Here is a 25,160-nt window from a genome sequence, read left to right on the forward strand (position 1 = left end):
CCGACGCCGGTCAGATGCCGGCCCCGCGCCGCCTCACCCCAGCAGCCGGTCCAGGGTGATCGGGAATTCCCGCACCCGCACGCCCGTGGCGTGATGGATCGCGTTGGCGATGGCGCCCGCCGTGCCGGTGATGCCGATCTCCCCCACGCCCTTGATGCCGAGCGGATTCACGTGCGGATCCTGCTCCTCGACGAGGATCGCCTCGATCGAGGGCAGATCGGCATTCACCGGCACGTGATACTCGCCGAGATTGGCGTTCATGACCCGGCCCGTGCGCGGGTCGAGCACCGCATGCTCGTGCAGGGCGAAGGACACGCCCCAGATCATGCCGCCGTAATACTGGCTGGTGACGAGGCGCGGATTGATCACCCGGCCCGCCGCGAAGGCGCCGACGAGGCGGGTCACCCGCACCTGGCCGAGATCGGGATCGACCGCGACCTCGGCGAAGACCGCGCCGTGAGCATGCATGGCATAGGCGTCCCGCGAAGCCGGATCGGCCACGCCCTTGCCGGAGGCCTTCACCGAGGCGCGGCCGGCCCGCTGCAGGATCTCGGCGAAGGATTCGCTGCGGCTCTCGTCGTCCCGGCGGTGGAGCCGGCCGCCCCGGGCGACCGTGCCGGCATTGCCCGCCCCGAAGAGCGGCGAGCGCTCGTCGCCGGTGGCGAGCTGCGCGAGCTCGGCCAGCACCGCCTGGGTCGCCGCATGGATCGCCGTGCCCGCGGTGGCGGTATGGGCCGAGCCGCCGGCGATGCCGGCATTGGGCAGGTCCGACGAGCCGCTGCGGAAATCGAGCCGGTCGAGATCGAGGCCGAGCCCGTGCGCGGCGATCTGCGCCAGCGCCGTCCAGGCGCCCTGGCCCATGTCGTGCGCGCCGAGCGACACCACGCCGGTGCCGTCGGCCCGGATCTCCGCCTCGGCCTCCCCCTGCATCATCAGGGCCGGGAACAGGGCGGTGCCGACGCCCCAGCCGAGCAGGCGCCCCTCCGGATCCCGGAGGGACCGCGGCGCCCGCGGCCGTCGCTCCCAGCCGAAGCGGGCCGCGCCCTGCGCGTAGCATTCCCGCAGAGCCTTCGAGGAGAAGGGCTTGCCGGAGATCGGTTCGGCCTCCGCGTAGTTCTTCAGGCGGAATTCCAGCGGGTCGAGGCCGCAGGCCTCCGCCATCTCGTCGATGGCGCTCTCCAGTGCGATGCTGCCCGTGGCCTCGCCCGGCGCCCGCATGAAGATCGGCGTGCCGGTATCGACCCGCACCCCCGCATGCGAGGTCGAGAGCGCGGGCGCCGCGTAGAGATAGCGGGAGACGGCGCTGGCCGGCTCGTAGAAATCGTCGAAGCGGCTGGTGGCGGTCAGGGTGTGGTGGTCCAGCGCGGTGAGCGCCCCGGCCGCATCCGTGCCCAGGCGCAGGGTCTGGCGGGTCTCGGCCCTGTGGCCCACGGGGCCGAACATCTGCTCGCGCCGCAGCACCAGCTTCACCGGTCGGCCGGTGAGCTTGGCCGCCATGATGCCGAGCACCTGGGGCCCGCTCATGGTGCCCTTGGAGCCGAAGCCGCCGCCGAGGAAGGGCGAGCGGATCAGGATGTTCTTCGGATCGAGGCCGAACAGGCCGGCGAGCCGCAGTTGGCCCATGGCGAGGCCCTGGCTCGGCGTGTCGACGACGAGCCGGTCGCCCTGCCACTGCGCCACGATGGCATGGGGCTCCAGGGCGTTGTGATACTGAGCCGGGGTCTCGTAGACCGCCTCGATCCTGCGATCCGCCGCGGCGAGGCCGGCCTCCACGTCGCCGCGGGCCACGGTCGCCTTGTCGCCGGCGCCGACGGCGGGGGGCGCGAAGGGCGCGTCCGCATCGAGCCCGAGGGCGGGCGCCTCCGTCTCGTAGCGGGGGCTGAGCAGCTCGGCCCCCTCGGTCGCCGCCTCCAGCGTCTCCGCGATCACCACGGCGATCGGCTGGTGGGCGTAGCGGACCCGGTCGTTCTGCAGGAGGTCGAGCCGGAACATGAAGGGATTTTCCTTCGCGTCCGGGTCGAGGGCGAGCTTCGGGGCGTTGGCGGGCGTCATCACCGCGACGACGCCGGGATGGGCCTCGGCCGCCGCCACGTCGAGATGGGCGACGCGGCCCCGGGCGATGCGGCTCACGGCGATCACCGCATGCAGCAGCCCCTCGGGGCGGTTGTCGGCGGCGTAGGTGGCCGCGCCCGTGACCTTGAGGCGGCCGTCGCGCCGGGTCAGCGGCTGGCCGAGGCTCGACCCGTGCCGGGCCTGCTCGTAGGCGATGTCAGGCATGGAGGCTGTGTCCCGGATGGGGGGCGAAGGGGGAGCCGGGCAGGGCGGGCATCCGCTCCGGCGTGCCGGCGGCGGCGAGCGCGAAGGCGCGCCGGATCAGCCGCCGGGCGAGCTCGATCTTGAAGGCGTTGTTGCCGGAGGGTTTCGCCTCCGCCAGAGCGGCGTCGGCCGCACCACGGAAGGCCGCCTCGGTGGGCTCGGCCCCGGCGAGCAGGCTCTCCGCCGCGCGGGCGCGCCAGGGCTTGAGGGCGACGCCGCCCAGCGCCAGCCGCGCCTGCCCGATCCGCCCCCCGTCAAGGGTGAGCGCCGCAGCGGCGGAGACCACGGCGAAGGCATAGGAGGTGCGCTCGCGGACCTTGAGGTAGCGGCTGTGGCCGGAAAAGGCCGAAGCCTCCGCTGGCAGGCGGACCGCCACGATCAGCTCGCCTGGCGCCAGCACGCTCTCCCGCTCCGGCGCGTCGCCGGGCAGGCGGTGGAAGGCGTCGAGCGCCACCTCGCGGCGGCCGTCCTTGCCCTCGATCTCCACCACCGCGTCGAGGGCGACGAGGGGCACGCAGAAATCGGAGGGATGGGTGGCGATGCAGTGCTCGCTCCAGCCGAGCACGGCGTGCATCCGGTTGGCCCCGCCCCGCGCCTCGCAGCCGGCGCCGGGCGCGCGTTTGTTGCAGGCGCTGGCCGGGTCGTAGAAATAGGCGCAGCGGGTGCGCTGCATCAGGTTGCCGGCGGTGGTGGCCGCATTGCGCAGCTGCGCCGAGGCGCCGGAGAGCAGGGCTTCGGCCACCGCCGGATAGGCCCGGGCGAAGTCCGGGTCGTGGGCGAGATCGGCGTTGCGCACCAGCGCGCCGATCCGCAAGGCCCCGTCCGGCAGTCGCTCGATCCGGTCAAGGCCGGGCAGGCGGGTCACGTCGACGAGGCGGCTCGGGCGGCTGATCCCCCCTTTCATCAGGTCGAGGAGATTGGTGCCGGCGGCGAGATAGGCGGCGCCGGGCTCGGAGGCGGCGGCGACCGCCTCGGCGAGGCTGCCCGCGCGGACGTAGTCGAAGCGGTTCACGCGGCCTCTCCCCTCATGCGCGCCTGCGCGTCGAGGACGGCCTCGGTGATGCCGATATAAGCGCCGCAGCGGCAGAGATTGCCGCTCATCGCCTCCCGCACCCGCTCGGGATCGTCCCCGGTCTGGGCCTCCCGGATCAGCCCGACGGCGCTCATGATCTGGCCGGGGGTGCAGAAGCCGCACTGGAAGCCGTCATGGTCGATGAAAGCGGCCTGGACCGGGTGGAGCGCGTCGCCCTGCGCTAGCCCCTCGATGGTCGTGACCGCCGCCCCGTCGAGGCTGACGGCGAGGGCCAGGCAGGAATTCACCCGCCGGCCGTCGACGAGCACCGTGCAGGCGCCGCACTGGCCGCGGTCGCAGCCCTTCTTGGTGCCGGTGAGGCCGAGGCGCTCCCGCAGGAGGTCGAGAAGCGTGACCCGGGGATCGTCCAGCGCGATCACGCGCGGCTCCCCGTTCACGGTCAGCGTGAGGGACTTGCTCATGGCCGAGCCCATGCGGTTTCCGGTATGGAACCGTTTTAAGTAGCCCAGGCTTGACCGGCGACCAGTGCGGTGCGGCATCCACAACCGGATCGCGCGCAGGCCGGAGCCTTTCCCGAAGCGGTCGCCTCGGGAGAGGCAGCGGCGCTCTTAAGTCCCGCGGCTATTTCGGGAACGGGGCGCCGGCGGAATCGGCCGAGAGCGGCTTGTCGCCGGCCGTCACGCCGTTCTTCGAGAGGATATGCGCGACGATCGGATCGAGCTGGTCGTCCGGCAGAGAGCCGGGAGCGTTCTGCGGCATGTTCTCGTGGATGTAGGTGCGTAGGTCCGCCACCGGCTTTCCGGCCCATTTCTCCTTGAAGGCGTCCCCGACCAGGGCGGGCCCCTGCGCGCCGGACAGGTTCGGCCGGTGGCACTGGGCGCAATGGTTGTTGAACTTGGTGTGGCCGTCCTCGGCCTGCTGCTGGGTGAAGGGGCCGGTATCGGCGAGCGCCGCGCCCGCGGGCAGGGCGATGGCAAGGGTGAGGGCGGCACACAGTCTCGTTGCGCGCATCATGGCGTGGTGTTCCTCCAAAGTCGGGTCGGCCCTGATGATCGTCCGGGGCGGAGCCGAACCGCCGGGCCGGACATTGGCGCGCCCGTGGCGTTCGAGCGCAGCGACGCAACTCCCGAGACACCGAAAGGATGCAACCGGACATTGAATCACTGAAGTTCTTCCTCGCAGAGACTGTCGATCTGCCGGGCGAAAACTGTATTCATCGATCGATTTTGCAACGCAAAACGATCTCATTGGCAACAATTCAATTGGACCTGAAAAAGTCTTCCCGGTCACAGTTTCCGAGATCGTCGCCGGGTCCCCGCATCACGAGACCCGCGCGTCGCCGGAAAGCGCAGGCGATCCCCAGAGTTTGGGCAAATCTGGTATCAAAAAACGGGATAATTCGGTAATGGACAGCGGAGGCGCCGCGCCGGACAGGATGCGCGCTCCGGGTCGGATGGGGTGGAAATGGCGGTGCGTGTCCAGTGGGTCGCGGGGCTGATGGCCGGTGGCGCGGCTCTTGTTCTGCTCGCCGCCCCCTCGGCCCTGCCCTCCGCGTGGGTCGCGCCGCTGGCGCCGCTACGCCATGCAACCCTGGGGATGGTGGACCAGGCCTTCGACCGGATCAAGGACGCCCTGCCGGCCCCGCGCGGCGCCAAGGCCGAGCGCCCCCCCGTCACCCCCGCCAGCGGGGGCGCTCCCGCGGTGAAGCCGGCGCAGCGCACCGCCATCGAGGGCGGCCGCGTCGTCGTGAGCCTGAGCGCGGAGGAGCGGGAGCGCGCTGGGATCGAGACGGAGACGCGCAGGCCGCAAGCCCATCGCATCGAGATCCAGGCCTATGGCAGCGTGCTCGACCTCGCCCGGGTGACGGAACTCACCAATGCCTACGCCAGCGCGAAGGCCCAGCTTCAGACGGCGGAGGCCAGGGCGGAGGTGTCGCAGGCCGCGATCCTGCGGGCCAAGAGCCTCGGCCCCTACGCCACCCAGGTACAGGTCGAGACGGCGGAGGGCACCTACCGCACCGATCAGGCGGCGCTCGCCGCCGCCCAGTCGCAATTGCGCACCCTCGCCGCGACCGCGCAGCAGGAATGGGGGCCGGTGATCGGCAAGGCCATCGTCGAGCGCGCCCCCCTGATCACGCGGCTGATCGAGCGCACCGACTTCCTGGTGCAGGTGACCCTGCCCCCCGGCGAGAGCCTGAAGGGGCGCCCGGACGTGGCCTTCGCCGAGGTGCCGCCCCAGAGCGAGCGGGTCGCCCTGCGCTACGTCTCCCCGGCCACCCGCACCGACCAGCGCATCCAGGGCGTGAGCCTGTTCTACATCGTCTCCGGCGACAGCGGCCTCCTGCCCGGGATGAGCACGCTCGCCTTCATCACCATCGACCGTGCCGCCACCGGCATCCTGGTGCCGGAAGAGGCGGTGGTGCACTGGCAGGGCGGTGCCTGGTTCTATCGCAGCCTGGGGGAGGGCGGCTTCGCCCGGCATCCCCTGCGCCCGGACGCGCAGGCCTCGGCCGATTCCTTCATCGTCGAGGATCTCGACGGCGAGACCGGGATCGTCCTGAAGGGCGCGCAGACGCTGCTCTCGGAGGAGCTGAAGGCCTCGCTCCAGGTCGCCGGCGGCGCGGACGACGACGACTGACCGGACGAGACGCCGTGACACCCCCCCTCTCCGGCCCGCAGGCTGCCCTCGTCCGCTTCGCCGTGCGCTTCCGCGGCGTGATCCTGGCCCTGGGCCTCGCGCTGATCGCCTACGGCGTGCTCGCCCTCGGCGAGGCCAAGTACGACGTCTTCCCGGAATTCGCGCCGCCCAGCGTGACGATCCAGACCGAGGCGCCGGGCCTCAACCCGGAGCAGGTCGAGGTCATCGTCACCCAGACGGTGGAGGTCGCGATCAACGGCCTGCCGGGGCTGACGGCCCTGCGCTCCTCCTCGATCCAGGGCCTGTCGGTGATCAACGCGACCTTCGGGGCGGGCAGCGACATCTACCGGGTGCGCCAGCTCGTCAACGAGCGCCTCGCCGCCGTCGCCGGCCGGCTGCCCCAGGGGGTGATGCCGCCCTCCATGACGGCGCTGACCTCCTCCACCGGCACCGTGCTCCTGGTCGGGCTGACCTCCGACACGCGCTCGGCCCTCGACCTGCGCACCCTGGCCGATTGGCGCCTGCGCCTGCGTCTGCTCGCCGTGCCCGGCATCGCCGAGGTGCTGGTCTATGGCGGCGACCTGCGCTCGATCCAGATCCAGGTGCGCCCGGCCGATCTCGTGCGCTTCGGCATCGGCCTCAACGACGTGCTCGCGGCGGCGCGCAAGGCCACCGGCGTGCGCGGGGCGGGCTTCGTCGACACGCCCAACCAACGCATCACCCTGCAGACCGAGGGGCAGTCGCTCACGCCGGAGGCGGTGGCGCGTACGGTCCTCCTCAACGAGGGCGGGGCGAGCGTGCTGCTCGGCGATGTCGCCAACGTCGTGGACGCCCCCGAGCCGCCGATCAGCGCCGCCCTGGTCGACGGCAAGCCCGGCGTGCTCCTCATGGTCGGGGCGCAGATCCGGGCCAACACCGTGGACGTCACCGCGCGCGTCGAGGCGGCCCTGGCCGAATTGAAGCCGGGGCTGGAGCGGGAAGGCGTCCAGATGCGCACGGACCTGTTCCGGCCGGCGAACTTCATCGCGCTCGCCAACGGCAACGTGCTGCAGGCCCTCTCCATCGGCGGCGGCCTCGTCGTCGTGGTGCTGTTCCTGTTCCTGTTCGACTGGCGCACCAGCGTGATCAGCGCGGTGGCGATCCCGCTCTCGCTGCTCGCGGCGGTGAGCGTGCTGCAGGCGCTGGGCGAGAGCCTCAACACCATGACGCTGGGCGGCCTCGCCATCGCCATCGGCGAGGTGGTGGACGACGCGGTGATCGGCGTCGAGAACGTGGTGCGGCGCCTGCGCGAGAACCGGCGGGCCGCCGAGCGCCGGCCCGAAGCCGCCGTCATCGTCGACGCGATCCTGGAGGTGCGCAGCTCGGTCGCCTACGCCACCTTCGCCGTGCTGCTCGTCTTCCTGCCGGTGCTGGCGTTGACCGGGGTCGCCGGCCGCCTGTTCGGCCCCCTGGCCCTCGCCTACATCCTCGCGGTGCTCGCCTCCCTGGTGGTGGCGCTGACCGTGACCCCGGCCCTGTCCGCGCTGCTCCTTACCGGCCGGGAGCTGGCACCGCGCGACCCGCCGGTGATGCGCACCGCCCGCGCGGGCTATGCCTGGCTGCTGCGGCGGATCAACCGCCATCCCCGGCTCGTCACCCTGGCCGGCCTGCTGCTGACCCTCGCCGGGGGCGCGGTGCTGCCCGTCTTCGGGGGCGCCTTCCTGCCCGACCTGAAGGAGGGCCACCTGATCCTCCACATGGCGGCGCTGCCGGGCACCTCGCTCGAGGAATCCTTACGCATCGGCGGGCGGATCACCACGGCGCTCAAGGAGATCCCCGGCGTGCGCGCCGTCGCCCAACAGGTCGGCCGGGCCGAGGCCGGCTACGATGTCGGCGGCACGCATTACAGCGAGATCCATATCGACCTCACCCCCGGCCTCGACGGGGAGGGCCAGGAGCGGGCGGAGGCCGGGATCCGCGCCGTGATGGCGCGCACCCCCGGCGCGCATTTCTCCCTCAAGACCTTCCTGACCGAGCGGATCGAGGAGACGGTCTCCGGCTTCACCGCGCCGGTCGTCATCAATGTCTACGGCTCCGACCTCGACCGGATCGAGGCCGCCGCCCGCGACGTCGCCAGGGAGCTCGGGGAGGTGCGGGGCGCCGCCGACATCCAGCAGCAATCCCCCGCCGGCCTGCCGCAGATCAATGTGAGCCTGCGCCCCAACGACCTGCGCCACTGGGGCCTCGACGCCGTCGAGGTGCTGGAGAGCGTGCGCACCGCCTATCAGGGCGACGTGGTGGGCCAGACCTACCAGGGCAACGCCGTGTTCAACGTGATCGTCATCCTCGACCGGGGCACCCGCGCGCGCCTCTCGAGCATCGGCGAACTGCCCCTGAAGGTGCGCGGCGGCCTCTATGTCCGCCTCGCCCAGGTGGCCGACGTCTACGAGACCTCGGGCCGCTATTCCGTGCAGCATTCGGGCGCCCAGCGCGTCCAGGCCATCACCGCCAACGTGGTCGGGCGGGACGTCGCCTCCTTCGTGGAGGCCGCCAAACGCAAGATCGCCCGGGAGGTGAAGCTGCCGCCGGGCGTCTATGTCGGCTTCGCCGGGGCGGCGGAGGCCCAGGCCCGGGCGCAGCGCGATCTCCTCGCCTATTCGGCGCTGGCCGGCCTCGGCATCGTCGTCCTGCTCGCCGTGGTGACCGGCTCCACGCGCAACCTGCTGCTGGTCCTCGTCAACCTGCCTTTCGCCTTCGTCGGCGGCGTGGTGGCGGTGGCGCTCACCGGGGCGGTGATCTCGCTGGGCTCCATCGTCGGGTTCGTGACCCTGTTCGGCATCTCGCTGCGCAACACCATCATGATGATCGCCCATTACGAGCATCTCGTCGGGGTGGAGGGCCGACGCTGGAGGCCGGAGGCCGCGGTGGAGGGCGCCTGCGACCGCCTCGTGCCGATCCTGATGACCTCGCTGGTCACCGGCCTCGGCCTGCTGCCCCTGGCGCTCGGGGCCGGCGAGCCGGGCCGCGAGATCGAGGGGCCGATGGCGATCGTGATCCTCGGCGGCCTCGTCACCTCGACCCTGCTCAACCTGCTGATCCTGCCGGCCCTGGCGCTCCGCCACGGCCGTTTCGCCCCCGCGGAGAGCCCGGCGGCCTGAGACTCGGCCCCCCGGAAAGCCCGCCGGAGCCGCCCCGCGATCGGTCCGCGGAGAAAACACGCAAGGGAAGATCTGGAATTGTTCCTGCCGAAGTCGCTGTGGATGCGACCAAACCGAACGATTTCATCAGGTTGAGACGCGCTCCTAGCTGTCACGCCACGTAAAGCCGGTGGGATCGCATGACTTTTTCAAGATTGGTGCTTGCGTCCTTGCGTCGACCGTATAATCGTGCCGCGCGGGGGCATACGAACGGATCAATGGGATGACGGAAGAGAACCAAGAATTTACCAAAGACTTCGTTGCTCTGGCCGGCGACATCGTGTCTGCCTACGTCTCGAACAATTCGATGCCGGCGGCCGAGCTCCCGGCCCTGATCCTCAACATCCATTCCGCATTGCTCGGCCTTGCCGGCCCCGCGGCGCCCGCCCCGGTGGCTGCCGAAGCCGTCGAGAAGCCGAGCCCGGCGCAGATCCGGAAGTCCGTGACGCCGGACGCCATCATCAGCTTCATCGACGGCAAGCCCTACAAGACGCTCAAGCGTCACCTGGGCACCCACGGCCTGGATCCCTATTCCTACCGCCAGAAGTTCGGCCTTCCCTCCGACTACCCCATGGTCGCACCGAACTATGCCGCGCAGCGCTCCGCGCTGGCGAAGTCGATCGGCCTCGGCCGACCGGGCGGCCGGCTGCCGGAGGAAGAGCCTGTGGTGGTGGAGCCTGCGCCGAAGGGGCGTCGGAAGTCCTCTTGAGGACCGGTCTCGCGGAGCGCATCGCCGTTATGCGCCCGCGTTCGATTCGCTGAAGAAGGCGGCCTGGCTGCCCCGGCGAAGTGACACGGCGGCAGATCCCGTCCCGGAGGCGCCGCAATCACGCCCCTCTCGCGGGCGTCCCGGCGGGACAAGGCCGTTTTCGTCTTAGCAACGCAACATCCCGACCGGCTCAGGCCCGTCGGGTCGATCGTGTTCGTCCGTGTCGGGTGCCGGCCGGGCTTCAGCCGCCGAAGGCGCCGATCGAGCTATAGGCGCCATCTTTCAGCATCATCCTCTCCGGCCGAGCGCCCGGAGAAGATCGCCTTCCGTCAACCTCCGGCGGCAGAATTGGCGGCCATCCGCGAATGGATGACCGCCGGGGGCGCTCGCCTCAGGCGCGCGCCTGGCCCTCGTCGCGGCTGAGGCTGCGGTTGATGCCCAGAGCCAGCAGCGTCGCGACGCCGCCCGAGAGCAGGTAGACGCCGACCCAGGCGAGGCCGTAGCGGCTCGACAGGGTGAGCGCGACGAGCGGCGCGAAGCCGGCGCCGAACAGCCAGGCGAGGTCCGAGGTCAGGGCGGAGCCGGTGTAGCGGTAGCGGCTGCCGAAGTTCGAGGAGACCGCGCCCGCCGTCTGCCCGTAGGACAGGCCGAGCAGGCCGAACCCGACCACGACGTAGATGGTCTGGGCGGCGGCGCTGTCCCCGAACAGGATCGGCGCGAGGATGCTGCCCAGGGCGAACACGGTGATCAGCGCGGCCGAGATCGCCAGCATGGTGCGGCGGCCGATCTGGTCGGCGATCAGGCCCGAGGAGACCATGGCGCCCGCGCCGATGATCGCGCCGGCGAACTGCACCATCAGGAACTCGCCCGCCGAGCGCTGCGTGAACAGCGTGATCCAGCTGATCGGGAAGATGGTGACCAGGTGGAACAGGGCGAAGCTCGCGAGCGGCACCAGGGCGCCGATGGCGAGGTTGCGGCCATGGCTGCGGATCAGGGCGAAGACCGGGACCGGGGTGAGCTCGTTCTGGTTGAGGAGCTCGGTGAACTCGTCGGTCACGACGAGGCGCAGGCGGGCGAACAGGGCCACCACGTTGATCGCGAAGGCGACGTAGAAGGGGTAGCGCCAGCCCCAGTCCACGAAGTCCGCATCGTCCAGGTTGACGATGAAGAAGGAGAACAGGGCGCTCGCGAGCATGAAGCCGAGGGGCGCGCCGAGCTGGGGCAGCATCGCGTACCAGCCCCGGCGGTTGTCCGGCGCGTTCAGGGCGAGCAGCGAGGCGAGGCCGTCCCAGGCGCCGCCGAGCGCCAGGCCCTGGCCGAATCGGAAGGCCGCGAGCAGCCAGACCGCGACCATGCCGATGGTCTCGTAGCGCGGCAGGAAACTGATCGCGGCGGTGCAGCTGCCGAGCAGGAACAGCGCGATGGTCAGCTTGACACTGCGGCCGTGGCGCCGGTCGATCTCCATGAAGATGGTGGAGCCGATCGGCCGGGCGACGAAGGCCAGCGCGAACAGGGCGAAGGAATAGAGCGTGCCCGTGAGCGGATCCACGAAGGGGAAGAACACCCGCGGGAACACCAGCACCGAGGCGATGCCGAACACGAAGAAGTCGAAGAACTCCGAGGTGCGCCCGATGATCACGCCCATGGCGATCTCGCTCGGAGCGACCTTGTGGTCGGTACTCACCAGATGGGCGTCGCGTTCGAGCGCCGTGGAGGAGGGCAGGGCGTAGTCAGAGCTCATCGGAATGCGGCTCGCATGATCGTGGCCCCCCGGCTACAGGTCCGGGACCGGAAAAGGTTATGGCGCGTCCGCGTTCTGCGTCAAAGCGTAGCCGCGTGCGGCCTGCCGACCCATGTCGTGAACGTCGCACCACGGCACCTGGCTCCGTCGCTGCAATGCGCCAAAACGGCTTGTAGCCATCGCAAGCCGGTTTGCTATGCTCTGAGCGCCCGGCTGATCGAAGCTGACCGCAATTGTCATTATTCCATGTTGCGGCGCAGGAGACAGCCGCCGTCCGGCGGCCTTCTTGGTCCGGGCGCCGTGCCCCGCGTTCACGCCCAGACGAACGGATGACCCTCAGAACCCTGCGCACCCTGGCGCTGCTCCCCCTGTTCGGCCTGCTCTCGGGCTGCAACATGGTCCTGATGCAGCCCTCCGGGGACATCGCCGCGCGCCAGCGCGACCTGCTCATCGCCTCGACGGGGCTGATGCTGCTGATCATCGTCCCGGTGATCGCCTTCACCCTGTTCTTTGCCTGGCGCTACCGCTCCTCGAACACCGAGGCCGCCTACGATCCGGACTGGCACCACTCGACGCAGCTCGAGGTGCTGATCTGGTCGGCGCCCCTCGTCATCATCATCGCGCTCGGCGCGCTGACCTGGATCAGCACGCACACGCTCGACCCCTATCGGCCGCTCTCGCGGATCGAGGCCGGCAAGCCCGTGCCCGCCGGGGTAAAGCCGCTCACCGTCGAGGTCGTCGCCCTCGATTGGAAATGGCTGTTCTTCTATCCGGACCAGGGCATCGCCACGGTCAACGAGCTCGCCGCCCCGGTCGACGTGCCGATCACCTTCAAGATCACCTCGGCCTCGATCATGAACTCGTTCTTCATCCCGGCGCTGGCAGGCCAAGTCTACGCCATGGCCGGCATGGAGACGAAGCTGCACGCCGTGATCAACAAGGCCGGCGTCTACGAGGGCTTCTCGGCCAATTACAGCGGCTCCGGCTTCTCGCGGATGAACTTCAAGTTCCACGGCCTCGACAAGGCCGGCTTCGACGCCTGGGTCGCCAAGGTGAAGTCCGACGGCTCGGAGCTGAGCCGCGACGCCTATCTGAAGCTCGAGCGTCCGAGCGAGCAGGAGCCCGTGCGCTACTACAAGTCGGTGGACGAGGGGCTCTACAGCGCCGTCCTCAACATGTGCGCCGTGCCGGGCAAGATGTGCATGAACGAGATGATGCACATCGACATGGCCGGCGGCGCCGGCAAGGAGAGCCACGAGAACCGCGAGCGGCTCGAATACGACAACCGCCACGCCATCGAGGGCCACGAGGCCGAGGCGGCCACGGTGCCGGCCTCGGGCCGCCCGGCCCGCGCCCACGACGTCCAGCCCGAGGGCATGAAGCCCGACCACGTGGCCCCCAAGAGCAACGAGGGTGGGGCGCCCCCGGCCGAGCCTCGCCACGATCATTCCGCGCCGGGCACGACGCACGACGACCCGGCCCCCAACCAGACGAACCAGTGAGCGCGGCGCTGTCCTAGCCGCCACGCCGCACCTTCGAACGAGTCGATCGCGATGGATCTCCAGAAGCTCCTGTTCGGGCGCCTGACGCTCGAGGCCATCCCATTCCACGAACCGATCCTGATCGTGACCTTCCTCGGGGTCGCGGTGGGCGGCCTCGCGGTCCTGGGCGCCGTCACCTATTTCCGCCTGTGGGGCACCCTCTGGCGCGACTGGTTCACCTCGGTGGACCACAAGAAGATCGGCATCATGTACATCGTGCTGGCGCTGGTGATGCTCCTGCGGGGCTTCGCCGACGCGATCATGATGCGCGCGCAGCAGGCGATGGCCTTCGGCCCGAACGAGGGCTACCTGCCGCCCCACCACTACGACCAGATCTTCACCGCCCACGGCGTGATCATGATCTTCTTCATGGCCATGCCCTTCGTGACGGGCCTGATGAACTACGTCGTGCCGCTGCAGATCGGCGCCCGCGACGTCGCCTTCCCCTTCCTGAACAACTTCTCGTTCTGGATGACGGTGAGCGGCGCGGTCACGGTGATGATCTCGCTGTTCGTGGGCGAGTTCGCCCGCACCGGCTGGCTCGCCTATCCGCCCCTCTCCGGCCCGGCCGCGAGCCCGGGCGTCGGCGTCGACTACTACATCTGGGCGCTCCAGATCGCGGGTATCGGCACGCTGCTCTCGGGCATCAACCTGATCGCGACCATCGTGAAGATGCGCGCCCCCGGCATGACCATGATGAAGATGCCGGTCTTCGTGTGGACCTCGCTCTGCACGAACGTGCTGATCGTCGCCGCCTTCCCGATCCTGACCGCCGTTCTCGCGCTGCTGTCGCTCGACCGCTACGTCGGCACGCACTTCTTCTCGAACGACCTCGGCGGCAATCCGATGATGTACATCAACCTCATCTGGATCTGGGGTCACCCGGAGGTTTACATCCTCATCCTGCCGGCCTTCGGCATCTTCTCGGAGATCGTGTCGACCTATTCGGGCAAGCGCCTGTTCGGCTACGCCTCGATGGTCTACGCCACGGTCGTCATCACGATCCTGTCCTACCTGGTCTGGCTGCACCACTTCTTCACGATGGGCTCGGGCGCGTCCGTGAACTCATTCTTCGGGATCACGACGATGATCATCTCGATCCCGACGGGCGCCAAGATCTTCAACTGGCTGTTCACGATGTACCGCGGGCGCATCCGCTTCGAGGTGCCGATGCTGTGGACGATCGGCTTCATGGTGACCTTCGTGGTCGGCGGCATGACCGGCGTCATGCTCGCGGTGCCGCCCGCCGACTTCGTGCTGCACAATTCGCTGTTCCTGATCGCGCACTTCCACAACGTGATCATCGGCGGCGTGGTGTTCGGCGTGCTCGCCGGCGTCACCTACTGGTTCCCGAAGGCCTTCGGCTTCAAGCTCGACCCGTTCTGGGGGAAGATGTCCTTCTGGTTCTGGCTCACCGGCTACTGGTTCGCCTTCACGCCGCTCTACGTGCTCGGCCTGATGGGCGTGACCCGCCGCCTGAACCACTTCGACGATCCCTCGCTCCAGATCTGGTTCGTGATCGCGGCCTTCGGCGCCTTCCTGATCCTGCTCGGCATCCTCTCGTTCCTGATCCAGCTCGTGGTCAGCTTCGTGAAGCGCGAGGAGTTGCGCGACCTGACCGGCGATCCCTGGAACGGCCGCACCCTGGAATGGTCGACCTCGTCGCCGCCGCCGGACTACAACTTCGCCTTCACGCCCGTGATCCACGATCACGACGCGTGGTGGGACATGAAGCGCCGCGGCTATGCGCGTCCGCTCAAGGGCTTCAGGCCGATCCACATGCCGAAGAACACCGGCACCGGCGTGATCCTGGGCGCGATCAGCGTGGTCTTCTCCTTCGCGATGATCTGGTACATCTGGTGGCTCGCCGCCCTGTCCTTCGCCGCGATGATCGCCGTGTCGATCCTCCACACCTTCAACTACAACCGCGACTTCTACATCCCGGCCGACGCGGTCGTCCGGGCCGAGAACGAGCGCACCGCACTCCTCTCGGGACGGGCCTGAGACCATGGCGAGCCACGCTGACACCATGACCGCCTCCGCCGAGGGGCCGGTCTTCCACCTGGAAGAGGATCATCATCCCGAGAACGGGACGATGCTCGGCTTCTGGCTCTACCTGATGAGCGACTGCCTCATCTTCGCGGTGCTGTTCGCCGTCTACGCCGTCTACGGCCGCAGCTACGCGGCGGGTCCCTCCCCGAAGGACCTGTTCGACCTGCCGCTGGTGGCGGTGAACACCTCGATGCTGCTCCTCTCCTCCATCACCTATGGCTTCGCCATGCTGGAGATGGAGAAGGACCGGCAGAAGCCGATGCAGGTCTGGCTCGCGATCACGGGCCTGTTCGGCCTCGCCTTCGTCGGGCTCGAGCTGTTCGAGTTCGCGCACCTGATCCACGAGGGCGCCGGGCCGCAGCGCAGCGCCTTCCTGTCCTCCTTCTTCACCCTGGTCAGCACCCACGGCCTGCACGTGAGCCTCGGCATCGTCTGGCTCGTGACGCTGATGATCCAGGTTAACCAGCGCGGCCTGATCCCCGAGAACAAGCGCCGTCTGATGTGCCTGTCGATGTTCTGGCACTTCCTCGACGTGATCTGGATCGGCGTGTTCACCTTCGTCTACCTGATGGGAGTGCTTCAATGAGCGCGAGCGCCGGCCACCACGCCGACGGCCACGCCCATCACCATGAGGGCGCCGCCCACGGCTCCTTCTCGGGCTACATGACCGGCTTCATCCTGTCGGTCATCCTCACCGCGATCCCGTTCTGGCTGGTGATGGCCGACGTGCTGGGCGACAACCGCCTCACCGGCCTCGTCATCATGGCCTTCGCCGTGGTGCAGGTGGTGGTTCACATGATCTACTTCCTGCACATGAACACCAAGTCCGAGGGCGGTTGGACCGTGCTCGCGCTGATCTTCACGATCACGCTGGTGGTCATCACGCTGACGGGCTCGCTGTGGGTGATGTACCACCTCAACAGCAACATGATGCCCCATGCCGGGCACGACATGATGCCCAAGCCCGGCATCCAGACGCAGATGCCCGCGGGTCAGCCGGCCCCCGCGCCGCAGCACCACCACGCGCATTGACGCGGGGCGGCGGCGTGGACGCTCCCGGATCCGGGACGGCCCGCCGCCGCTCGACCTCGACCCTCGTCCTGATCGGCCTCTCGGCCGGCCTCGTCTTCCTCGGATTCCTGGCGCTGGGCACCTGGCAGGTGCAGCGCCTCGGCTGGAAGCGGGACCTGATCGCCCGGGTCGAGGCCCGGGTGCATGCGCCCCCCGGTGCCCCCCCGGCCCGGTCCGACTGGCCCCGCCTCGGCGCGGCCGCGGACGAGTACCGGCACGTCCTCCTCGAAGGTTGCTTCCTCCCGCGGGCCGACACCCTGGTCCAGGCCGTGACCGAGCGCGGCGGCGGCTCCTGGGTGATGACGCCCCTGCGCCTCGCCGATGGCGCCCTCGTCCTGGTCAATCGCGGCTTCGTGCCCCTCGAAGCCAAGGATCCCGCCGCCTGGGCACCTCCGGAGGGCGCCGTGACGGTCACCGGCCTGCTGCGCCTGCCCGAGCCGGGCGGCGCCTTCCTGCGGGCCAACGACCCGGCCGCCGGCCGCTGGTATTCCCGCGACGTCGCGGCCATCGCCGCCGCCCGGGGCCTCCCGGAGGTCGCGCCCTATTTCGTGGATGCCGATGCGCGCGGCGACGAGGGCCTGCCGGTCGGCGGCCTGACCGTGATCGCCTTCCCGAACAACCACCTCGTCTACGCGATCACCTGGTACGCCCTCGCCCTGATGGTGGCGGCCGGCTTCGCCTACCTCCTGCGCTACGAGCGCCGGCTCCGGGCCGCCTGAAGGGCCTTCCTCCGTTTCAAGCGCAGCCGGGGCCACAGTCTCCGATACGGCTCGGGAGCCCCCGAAGGTCGATCCTCGCCTGCGGCACAAGCTCTGCAGCAAAGCGTCCGGATCAGGCGACAGAAACCCTGGCTTCCGCAAATTGTTCCGAAGATTTATTACTTTTTATCAGAAACTATGCAGATAAAATCTTGCAATTATTTTTGCATATGTTGATGCGAAGCATCGGTTTCCTTCGATGATCTAAGGCAGCTGGCTCATTCCGGCTTCCTGCATCCATTCGGCGGAGCGTTCTCATGAGAGCCCTGGTCTGGCACGGCACACAGGACATCCGCTGCGACACGGTGCCCGATCCGGAAATCAAGGAGGATCGCGACGCCATCATCAAGGTGACCGCCTGCGCGATCTGCGGCTCCGACCTGCACCTCTACGATCACGTCATGCCCGGCATGGAGAAGGGCGACGTGATGGGCCACGAATTCATGGGGGAGGTGGTCGAGACCGGACGGGGCGTGAACGGCGCCTTGAAGAAGGGCGAGCGCGTGGTGATCCCGTTCACGATCATCTGCGGCGAGTGCGACCAGTGCAAGCGCGGCTTCTTCTCGGTCTGCGAGCGCTCGAACCGCAACAAGCACATCGCGGCCAAGGTCTTCGGGCACACCACCGCCGGCCTGTTCGGCTACACCCACCTCACCGGCGGCTATGCGGGCGGGCAGGCCGAGTACGTGCGCGTGCCCTTCGCCGACCGGACGCACATCAAGGTGCCGCAGAACCTGTCGGACGAGCAGGTGCTCTTCCTCGGCGACATCCTGCCCACCGGCTGGCAGGCCGCGGTGCAGGCGGACATCCAGCCCACCGACACCGTCGCGATCTGGGGCGCCGGGCCGGTCGGTCAGATGACGGTGCGCTCCGCCATCCTGCTCGGCGCGCGCCAGGTGGTCTGCATCGACAGCGTGCCCGAGCGCCTCGCGATGGCGCAGGCCGCCGGGGCGATCACCATCGACCACACCCGGGAGAGCACGGTCGAGCGCCTCAACGAACTGACCGGCGGCAAGGGGCCGGAGAAGTGCATCGACGCCGTGGGCATGGAGGCGCATTCCCCCCGCGCCCTCGAACAGGCCTATGACCGCGTCAAGCAGGCGATGATGCTGGAGAGCGACCGCGCCACGGTGCTGCGGGAGATGATCTATGTCTGCCGCCCGGCCGGCATCCTCTCGATCCCCGGCGTCTATGGCGGCCTCGTCGACAAGCTGCCGATGGGCGCGCTGATGAACAAGGGGCTCACGATCCGCACCGGCCAGACCCACGTGAACCGCTGGACCGACGACCTCGTGAAGCGGATCGACGAGGGACAGATCGACCCCTCCTTCGTGATCACCCACCGGGTCGGCCTGGAGGAGGGCCCGGAGATGTACAAGACGTTCCGCGACAAGAAGGACGGCTGCATCAAGGTCGTGTTGCGCCCGTGACGGTGGCCCCCAGCAAGGCGAGGAAAGCGACGATGGCCGAGACGCGCGATCGGAACGGGCACGACCGGCGACGCGGCGGTCCGGGGCCGCGCAGGCCGGATCCGGCGACGCGGGAGCTCGCCCGCGGCCTGGGCTGGTTCTCGCTCGGCCTCGGCCTGACCGAGATCGCCTGCGGCGACCGGCTCGCCCGCTGGCTCGGCATGCCGGAAGCGGCCCCGGTGCTGCGCGCCTACGGCGTCCGCGAGATCCTGCAGGGCGTCGGCATCCTGAACGCGCAGGATCCGGCCCCCTGGCTCTGGGGGCGTGTGGCGGGCGACGCCCTCGACATCGCCACGGTGCTGCCGGCGCTGACCGAGCGGAACCCGCGCAGCGACAACGCGCGGATCGCCCTGGCCGCCCTCGCGGGCGTCACCGTCCTGGACGTCGCCTGCGCGCGCAGGCTGTCCGAGGCGCCCCGGCAGCCGTCGGAGCGGCTGCACCGGGACTACCGCACGCGCTCGGGCTTCCCCCGGCCGGCCGGGACGATGCGGGGCGCTGCGCACGAAGCCGCCAACCCCCTCGAGATCGTCGGCCCGCAGGCGATGCGGCCGTGGGGGCGGGCGGCCGGTTGAGGGCGAGGCGGCGGGGCGCACCCGCCGCATGCGTGCCGCCTGTCCGCCAAGGGTCGTCTTCGCGGACGGGATCGGCTATCCTTGAAAGCATTCCAGCTTTCCAAGGTTTCTGTCTGATGGCGACGGCGTCCCACGACACCGCCCGGCGCGAGCCCTTTGCCCCTTCCGCGATCGAGAAGACGCCGGATTTCGAGCCGGCTCCGGTGCTGCGGCCGGCCGGGCGCACCTCCCTCGTCGGCCTGTCCCGCGAGGCCCTGAAGGCGCAGCTCATCGAGGCCGGCGTGGCCGAGCGCGAGGCGCGCATGCGCGTGAGCCAGATCTGGCATTGGCTCTACGTGCGCGGCGCCCGCGACTTCTCCGAGATGACCAATGTCGGCAAGGCGCTGAAGGCGCAGCTCGCCGAGCGCTTCACCCTGGACCGGCCGGAGATCGTCACCGAGCAGGTCTCCCGCGACGGCACCCGCAAGTGGCTGCTGCGCATGGCGCCGACCGGCTCCCACGATCACAACCGCGGCGCCGAGATCGAGTGCGTCTACATTCCGGGGCCGGACCGCGGCACGCTCTGCGTGTCGAGCCAGGTCGGCTGCACGCTCACCTGCTCGTTCTGCCACACCGGCACGCAGCGCCTCGTGCGCAACCTCTCCTGCGCGGAGATCGTGTCCCAGCTCGTCGTCGCCCGCGACCAGCTCGGCGATTTCGCCGGCCAGATGCCGAGCAAGGATGCCGGCGGCACCGGCGAGGTCGGCCGGCTCGTCACCAACATCGTGTTCATGGGCATGGGCGAGCCGCTCTACAACCTGGACAACGTGATCGAGGCGGTCTCGGTGATGTCGGACCAGGAGGGGCTCGGCCTGTCCCGCCGCCGCATCACGGTCTCGACCTCCGGCGTGGTGCCGCAGATCGAGCGCCTCGGCCTGGAGGCGAACGCCATGCTCGCGATCTCGCTGCACGCCGTGCGCGACGAGTTGCGCGACGAACTGGTGCCGTTGAACCGGAAATACCCGATCGCCCAGCTGCTCGAGGCCTGCCGCGCCTATCCGGGCCTCAGCAACGCCCGCCGCATCACCTTCGAATACGTCATGCTCAAGGGCGTGAACGATTCGGACGGCGATGCCCGCGCCCTGGTGCGCCTGCTCAAGGGCATCCCGGCCAAGATCAACCTGATCCCGTTCAATCCCTGGCCCGGCTCGAAATACGAGTGCTCGGACTGGGACCGGATCGAGCGCTTCTCCGAGATCGTGTTCAACGCCGGCTACGCCTCGCCGGTGCGCACGCCGCGGGGCCGCGACATCCTCGCCGCCTGCGGCCAGCTCAAGAGCGAGACCGAGAAGCTGCGCGCCCGCGCCCGGATGATGATGGAGGAGGGCATGGGCGCCGAGGCGATCTATGCCGGCGCCGAGGACTGAGCGGCCGCCGCCGCGATGCATCTCGTCGGCCGCCTGCTGATCGGCGCCTTCGCCCTCCTGCTGGCGATCCCCTGCGGCGCCGCGGTGCTCGCCACGGGCGTCCTGCTCGACCCCGCGACGAGCGAGGCGCTGAGCCGCCTGGGCCTCGTCGGATTCTTCGGGGGCCTCAGCGACCTTGCCGAGGGCATCCCGCCGGAGGTCGCCTTCATGGCCCTGCTCGCCTTCGCGCAGGCGCTGTTCGTCCTCCTCGTCCTGCCGCCGACCCTCGCCGCCATCCTCGGCGAGGCCTTCGGCCTGCGGGCCCTGGCCTGGTATGGCGGCGCGAGCGGCCTCTTCACCGCCCTCCTGCCCTGGCTCGCCCGGGGCGGCATCCGCCCGCCCTCCGGCCCGGCGGCCTTTGCCGCGGAAGGCCGCATCGCGGCCATCCTGCTCCTGGCGGGCACGGCCTCGGGCCTCGTCTACTGGCTGGTGGCCGGGCGCGGAGCCGGGCGCAGGGCCACCCCCGCCTCCTGAGCCGCGGGTGCGTGCCGCGTCCCTCGCGACCACGGCACGAGCGGCCACCCGATCCGGGCGGTCGTGAGAAGGCGCAGCCCGCCGCGCAGCCCGTTCCTTCTCTGATTTCGGCACGGTGCGCCCGGCCGGCGCGCCCGCGACAAAAAATTCCCCGCGGCACCGGGAATAAATCACCACGTCATCCGTAATAGAAGGGATAGATCAATATCACGGTCTACGGCAGATCGACTTGCCCCCTCAATCGATCGACAGACCGCACACAATCCCTTGTTGCGTTTTCGTAACATTCATCCCTGATATTTGATTTGCATGCATTATCAGCGCGCATCGCGCTCACGAATTCGCGATGATGGGGCCATCGCGGCATAGGGAATAAAATCCCCGCCGCTTGGTGCTCAGGAGTTCGCAATAATGCTGGGTCGGTTCAAACGCGCAGCGGTCGCGGTGAGCGCGCTTCTGCTCGGTTTCGGTGCGGAACAAGCGCAGGCGGCTTCGGCGGCCCAGCCGGGTCAGACCATCGGTCTTCCCACAGGTGCCCAGCTGCCGATCGGTCTCATCCTGCTCGACACGTCGAGCTTCGGCATCCGCAACACGCAGCCCAACCAGACCGAGAACAACATCAACCTGCCGGGCATCGTGTGGGTGCCGGGCGTGCACCTCTTCGGCGGCCGGCTCCACCTGATCTTCATCCAGCCGGCCGTGGTCACCAAGCCCGCCTCCGGCGCCCGCACGATGAGCGGCATCGGCGTCCCCCTCGTCGCCGCGCAGCTCGCCTGGAAGCTCACGCCGAACTTCAGCGTCTCCTATCTGCTCGGCGGCTACCTGCCGATCGACACGCAGTTCGTCATCAACCAGGGCTCGCTGCAGCAGCGCTTCGCCGCCAGCTATCTCGGCGACGGGCTCAACCTCACCGCCAACCTGCTCTACGGCACCTATTTCGATCCGACCAACGCCCAGGGCGTGACCTATCCGGACTTCCTCAACCTCGACCTGACCGCGGTGAAGAGCTTCGGCAAATGGCAGCTCGGGCCGGTCGCCTTCGGCTCGGTCGACCTGCCGGTCAACCGGCCCGGCTACCGGCGCCAGGCTCAGATCGCCGTCGGCGGCCTCGTCGGCTACAATTTCGGCGACTGGTTCCTGCAGGGCTACGTGACGCGGGACATCGTCGAGCAGAATTACGGCGGCTACGACACCCGCGGCTGGCTGCGCGGCGTCTTCTTCCTCTACAAGCAGCAGGATGCTGCGTCCCCGATGACCGGCCTGCTGGTCAAGCGCTGACGCCCCGCGTCAAGGCGGGCCGCGGCGACGCGGGCCCGCCTTCCGGCAGGGGTGGAGATGGAATCGCCGCCGCGCGCTATATGCGGCGCATGGCGACCTTCCTGCGTTCCCTGGGCACGTCCCTCCTGTTTCTCGGCGCCCTCGCCGGCACGGCCCGCGCCCAGGCGGATCCGACGCCAGGCTGGTCGGGCACCGCGCCGATCCAGGCCGAGGAGGCGCGCGAACTGCCGGTGCTCGCCGCCCACGGCATGGTCTCCTCCCAGGAGGCGCGCGCCACGAAGGTCGGCGTCGAGATCCTGCGGCGGGGCGGCAACGCCGTGGATGCGGCGGTGGCGGTCGGCTTCGCCCTGGCCGTGACGCTGCCGCGGGCGGGCAATCTCGGCGGCGGCGGCTTCATGATGGTCCATCTGAAGGACCGCAACGAGACCGTGGCGATCGACTACCGCGAGACTGCCCCCGCGGCCGCGACCGAGACCATGTTCCTCGACGCCAAGGGCGAGCCCGACCGGGCCGCCTCGACCCGCACCGGCAAGGCGGTGGGGGTGCCCGGCACCGTGCGCGGGCTCGCCGAGGCGCATCGCCGCTACGGCTCGGGCAAGTTCAGCCTCGCCGACCTGATCGCGCCGGCGGAAAGGCTCGCCCGCGAGGGGATCCCGGTGGAGTCGGGCCTCGCCGATTCCCTGCCCCGCGCCTCCGGGCTGCTGGGGCAATGGCCTTCGAGCCGGGCGATCTTCTTCGAGGGCGACCACGTGCTGCCGCGCGGCGCCACCCTGGTGCAGCGGGATCTCGGGCAGACCCTGGACCGGATCGCCAAAGAGGGGCCGGACGCCTTCTATACCGGACCGATCGCGGAGCGGATCGCGGCGGCCGTGCGGGAGGCCGGGGGCCTGATGACGGCCCAGGACCTCGCCGCCTACCGGCCCGAGATCCGCACACCCGTGCGCGGTACCTATCGCGGCTACGAGATCGTCTCGATGCCGCCGCCGAGCTCGGGGGGCGTCCACCTGATCGAGATCCTGAACATCCTCGAGGGCTACGACCTCGCCGCCATGGGGGCGGGCAGCGCCGCCGCGCTCCACACCCTGGCCGAGGCGATGAAGCCGGCCTATGCCGACCGCGCCGCCTGGCTCGGCGACCCCGACCGCACCAGGGTGCCGGTCGCCGGCCTGACCACGAAGGCCTATGCGGCGGAGCTGCGCGCGAAGATCGATCCGGAGCGGGCCCGGCCGGCCGAGGCGGTGAAGGCCGGCAACCCACTGCCCTACGAGAGCGACCAGACCACGCATTTCTCGGTGGTCGATGCCGAGGGCAACGCGGTCTCGAACACCTACACCCTCAATTTCTCCTACGGGATCGGGCTCGTGGCCGAGGGCACCGGCGTGCTCCTCAACAACGAGATGGACGATTTTTCCGCCAAGCCCGGCGCGAAGAACGCCTACGGCCTCGTCGGCGGCGCGGCCAATGCCGTGGCGCCCCGGGCCCGGCCGCTCTCCTCGATGACCCCCACCTTCGTCTTCCGCGACGGCCGGCTCTTCCTGGTGACGGGCAGCCCCGGCGGCAGCCGCATCATCACCACGACCCTCCAGGTGATCGTGAACGTGATCGATTTCCGCATGAACCTCGCCCAGGCCGTGGCGGCCCCGCGCCTCCACCATCAATGGCAGCCGGACGTGCTGATGCTGGAGGAGGGCGTCTCGCCCGACACCATCGCCCTGCTGCGCCAGCGCGGGCATACGGTGAAGGTCGGCGCCCCCTCCGGGTCGGCCAATTCCGTGATGATGCAGGACGGCCTGCTCGCCGGCGCCGCCGACCCGCGCCAGCGCGGGACCCTGGCCGAGGGAGAGTGAAGGGCTCAGGCGTAAAAGGCCCAACCGCAGGTGGTCGGCCGTCAAACCGGCGCCGGGCTTGCTTGTCGACCGGGGAGGGGGGAACACACCTCCGACCGCCGAGGACGCCGACATGCAGGGACCCGGAACGCCGACGCTCGACCAACTCACCGTCTTTCTGACCGTGGTCGAGGCGGGCAGCTTCGCCGCCGCCGGGCGCAAGCTCAACCGCGCCACCTCGGTGATCAGCTACGCGATCGCCAATCTGGAGCTGCAGCTCGGGCTGCCGCTCTTCGACCGGGAATCGACTCGCCGGCCGCAGCTCACGGAGGCCGGCCGCGCGGTGCTCGCCGAGGCGCGCACCGTCTCCCACAGTATCGGGGCACTGCGGGCCAAGGTGCGGGGCCTGCTCGGCGGCCTCGAATCCGAGGTGAGCTTCGTGGTGGAGGTGATGCTGCCCACCGCCCGGCTCGTGGACGCGCTCCAGGCCTTCCGGGAGACCTTCCCCACCGTCGACCTGCGCCTGCACGTCGAATCCCTCGGGGCGGTGACGCAATACGTCAACGAGGGCCGGGCGGTGATCGGCATCACCGGGCCGATCGAGACCGGGATCGACACGATGGAGCGCATCGCGGTCGGCTCGGTGGAGATGGTGCCGGTGGCCGCCCCCCTGCATCCCCTGGCCCAGGCCTCGGCCAACCTGCCCGGGGCGGTGCGCGACCACGTGCAGCTCGTGCTCTCGGACCGCTCGCCGCTCACGGCGGGCCGCGACTTCGCGGTGCTCGCGACCCATACCTGGCGGCTCGCGGATCTCTCCGCCAAGCACGCCCTGCTGCTCGCCGGGATCGGCTGGGGCAGCCTGCCGCTGCCGATGATCGAGGCCGACCTCGCCGCGGGCCGGCTGAAGCGCCTCGCCATCCCCGAGGCGGTGCAGCGGCGCCTCGCCTTCAGCGCGATCTACCGCACCGACACCCCGCCGGGGCCGGCGGCGAGCTGGCTGATCCGCCGCTTCGTGGAGCAGGCCGAGGAAACGGAGACGCGGGCGGCCTCCTGACTCGAGCC

The 25,160-nt window shown here is 69.8% G+C and carries 20 protein-coding genes; 15 read left to right on the forward strand and 5 right to left on the reverse strand.

Annotation, left to right across the window (positions count from 1 at the left end):
• Nucleotides 1-33: 33 nt before the first annotated feature.
• The 4 genes from MFF21_RS20750 to MFF21_RS20765 form a co-directional block, all read right to left on the reverse strand.
• Nucleotides 34-2,277 carry a xanthine dehydrogenase family protein molybdopterin-binding subunit gene (locus MFF21_RS20750; RefSeq protein ID WP_238313578.1) on the reverse strand — a complete coding sequence of 748 codons (2,244 nt, stop codon included), beginning with the start codon at nt 2,275-2,277 and terminating at the stop codon, nt 34-36.
• Complete coding sequence (locus MFF21_RS20755; RefSeq protein ID WP_238313580.1) at nt 2,270-3,328, reverse strand: FAD binding domain-containing protein; 1,059 nt, start codon at nt 3,326-3,328, stop codon at nt 2,270-2,272. Before MFF21_RS20755 ends, MFF21_RS20750 begins: the two co-directional genes overlap by 8 nt.
• Nucleotides 3,325-3,810, reverse strand: coding sequence for a (2Fe-2S)-binding protein (locus MFF21_RS20760; RefSeq protein ID WP_238313582.1), 486 nt, complete (start codon nt 3,808-3,810; stop codon nt 3,325-3,327). The genes MFF21_RS20755 and MFF21_RS20760 overlap by 4 nt, the downstream gene beginning before the upstream one ends.
• A gap of 160 nt (nt 3,811-3,970) precedes the next feature.
• Entirely contained in the window at nt 3,971-4,363 is a 393-nt protein-coding gene (locus MFF21_RS20765; protein WP_238313584.1) for a c-type cytochrome, read from the reverse strand.
• Nucleotides 4,364-4,813: 450 nt separating this feature from the next.
• Between MFF21_RS20765 and MFF21_RS20770 the strand changes: the two genes are divergently transcribed.
• The 3 genes from MFF21_RS20770 to MFF21_RS20780 all read left to right on the forward strand — a co-directional run bounded on the left by MFF21_RS20770 (nt 4,814) and on the right by MFF21_RS20780 (nt 9,871).
• Nucleotides 4,814-5,986, forward strand: a complete 1,173-nt coding sequence (locus MFF21_RS20770) for an efflux RND transporter periplasmic adaptor subunit (RefSeq protein WP_238313586.1) — start codon at nt 4,814-4,816, stop codon at nt 5,984-5,986.
• A gap of 14 nt (nt 5,987-6,000) precedes the next feature.
• Nucleotides 6,001-9,123 (forward strand): efflux RND transporter permease subunit, encoded by a 3,123-nt coding sequence (locus MFF21_RS20775; RefSeq protein ID WP_238313588.1) that lies wholly within the window; start codon nt 6,001-6,003, stop codon nt 9,121-9,123.
• Between the two features lie 262 nt (nt 9,124-9,385).
• A complete protein-coding gene (locus tag MFF21_RS20780; protein ID WP_238313591.1) occupies nt 9,386-9,871 on the forward strand; it encodes a Ros/MucR family transcriptional regulator in 486 nt (161 codons plus the stop codon).
• A gap of 391 nt (nt 9,872-10,262) precedes the next feature.
• Here the strand turns inward: MFF21_RS20780 and MFF21_RS20785 are convergent, their stop codons facing one another.
• On the reverse strand, nt 10,263-11,612 hold the full coding sequence (locus tag MFF21_RS20785) for an MFS transporter (protein ID WP_238313593.1): 1,350 nt from the start codon (nt 11,610-11,612) through the stop codon (nt 10,263-10,265).
• Nucleotides 11,613-11,941: 329 nt separating this feature from the next.
• Here MFF21_RS20785 and cyoA point away from each other — a divergent pair, with 329 nt between their 5' ends.
• From cyoA to MFF21_RS20845, 12 genes are all read left to right on the forward strand, one after another.
• Nucleotides 11,942-13,114 (forward strand): ubiquinol oxidase subunit II, encoded by a 1,173-nt coding sequence (gene cyoA, locus MFF21_RS20790; protein ID WP_238313595.1) that lies wholly within the window; start codon nt 11,942-11,944, stop codon nt 13,112-13,114.
• A gap of 51 nt (nt 13,115-13,165) precedes the next feature.
• Nucleotides 13,166-15,157, forward strand: coding sequence for a cytochrome o ubiquinol oxidase subunit I (cyoB, locus tag MFF21_RS20795; protein ID WP_238313597.1), 1,992 nt, complete (start codon nt 13,166-13,168; stop codon nt 15,155-15,157).
• A gap of 4 nt (nt 15,158-15,161) precedes the next feature.
• Nucleotides 15,162-15,791, forward strand: coding sequence for a cytochrome o ubiquinol oxidase subunit III (gene cyoC, locus MFF21_RS20800; RefSeq protein ID WP_238313599.1), 630 nt, complete (start codon nt 15,162-15,164; stop codon nt 15,789-15,791).
• Nucleotides 15,788-16,237: a cytochrome o ubiquinol oxidase subunit IV gene (cyoD, locus tag MFF21_RS20805; protein WP_238313601.1), complete on the forward strand. Its 450-nt coding sequence runs from the start codon at nt 15,788-15,790 to the stop codon at nt 16,235-16,237. Before cyoC ends, cyoD begins: the two co-directional genes overlap by 4 nt.
• 14 nt (nt 16,238-16,251) lie before the next feature.
• On the forward strand, nt 16,252-16,995 hold the full coding sequence (locus tag MFF21_RS20810; protein WP_283950081.1) for an SURF1 family protein: 744 nt from the start codon (nt 16,252-16,254) through the stop codon (nt 16,993-16,995).
• Nucleotides 16,996-17,291: 296 nt separating this feature from the next.
• A complete protein-coding gene (locus tag MFF21_RS20815) occupies nt 17,292-18,464 on the forward strand; it encodes a zinc-dependent alcohol dehydrogenase (protein ID WP_238313603.1) in 1,173 nt (390 codons plus the stop codon).
• Between the two features lie 32 nt (nt 18,465-18,496).
• Nucleotides 18,497-19,075, forward strand: a complete 579-nt coding sequence (locus MFF21_RS20820) for a cyclase dehydrase (RefSeq protein WP_238313605.1) — start codon at nt 18,497-18,499, stop codon at nt 19,073-19,075.
• A 116-nt stretch (nt 19,076-19,191) separates the two neighbouring features.
• Entirely contained in the window at nt 19,192-20,481 is a 1,290-nt protein-coding gene (gene rlmN / locus MFF21_RS20825) for a dual-specificity RNA methyltransferase RlmN (protein ID WP_238313608.1), read from the forward strand.
• Nucleotides 20,482-20,496: 15 nt separating this feature from the next.
• Nucleotides 20,497-20,994: a hypothetical protein gene (locus MFF21_RS20830; protein ID WP_238313610.1), complete on the forward strand. Its 498-nt coding sequence runs from the start codon at nt 20,497-20,499 to the stop codon at nt 20,992-20,994.
• A gap of 411 nt (nt 20,995-21,405) precedes the next feature.
• Nucleotides 21,406-22,272, forward strand: a complete 867-nt coding sequence (locus tag MFF21_RS20835; RefSeq protein WP_238313612.1) for a transporter — start codon at nt 21,406-21,408, stop codon at nt 22,270-22,272.
• Nucleotides 22,273-22,361: 89 nt separating this feature from the next.
• On the forward strand, nt 22,362-24,119 hold the full coding sequence (gene ggt, locus MFF21_RS20840; protein WP_238313614.1) for a gamma-glutamyltransferase: 1,758 nt from the start codon (nt 22,362-22,364) through the stop codon (nt 24,117-24,119).
• A gap of 112 nt (nt 24,120-24,231) precedes the next feature.
• A complete protein-coding gene (locus MFF21_RS20845) occupies nt 24,232-25,152 on the forward strand; it encodes a LysR family transcriptional regulator (RefSeq protein ID WP_238313616.1) in 921 nt (306 codons plus the stop codon).
• The last annotated feature ends 8 nt before the right edge of the window (nt 25,153-25,160 follow it).

Origin of the sequence: Methylobacterium organophilum, from assembly GCF_022179465.1 — a bacterium.
GTDB lineage: Bacteria > Pseudomonadota > Alphaproteobacteria > Rhizobiales > Beijerinckiaceae > Methylobacterium > Methylobacterium organophilum.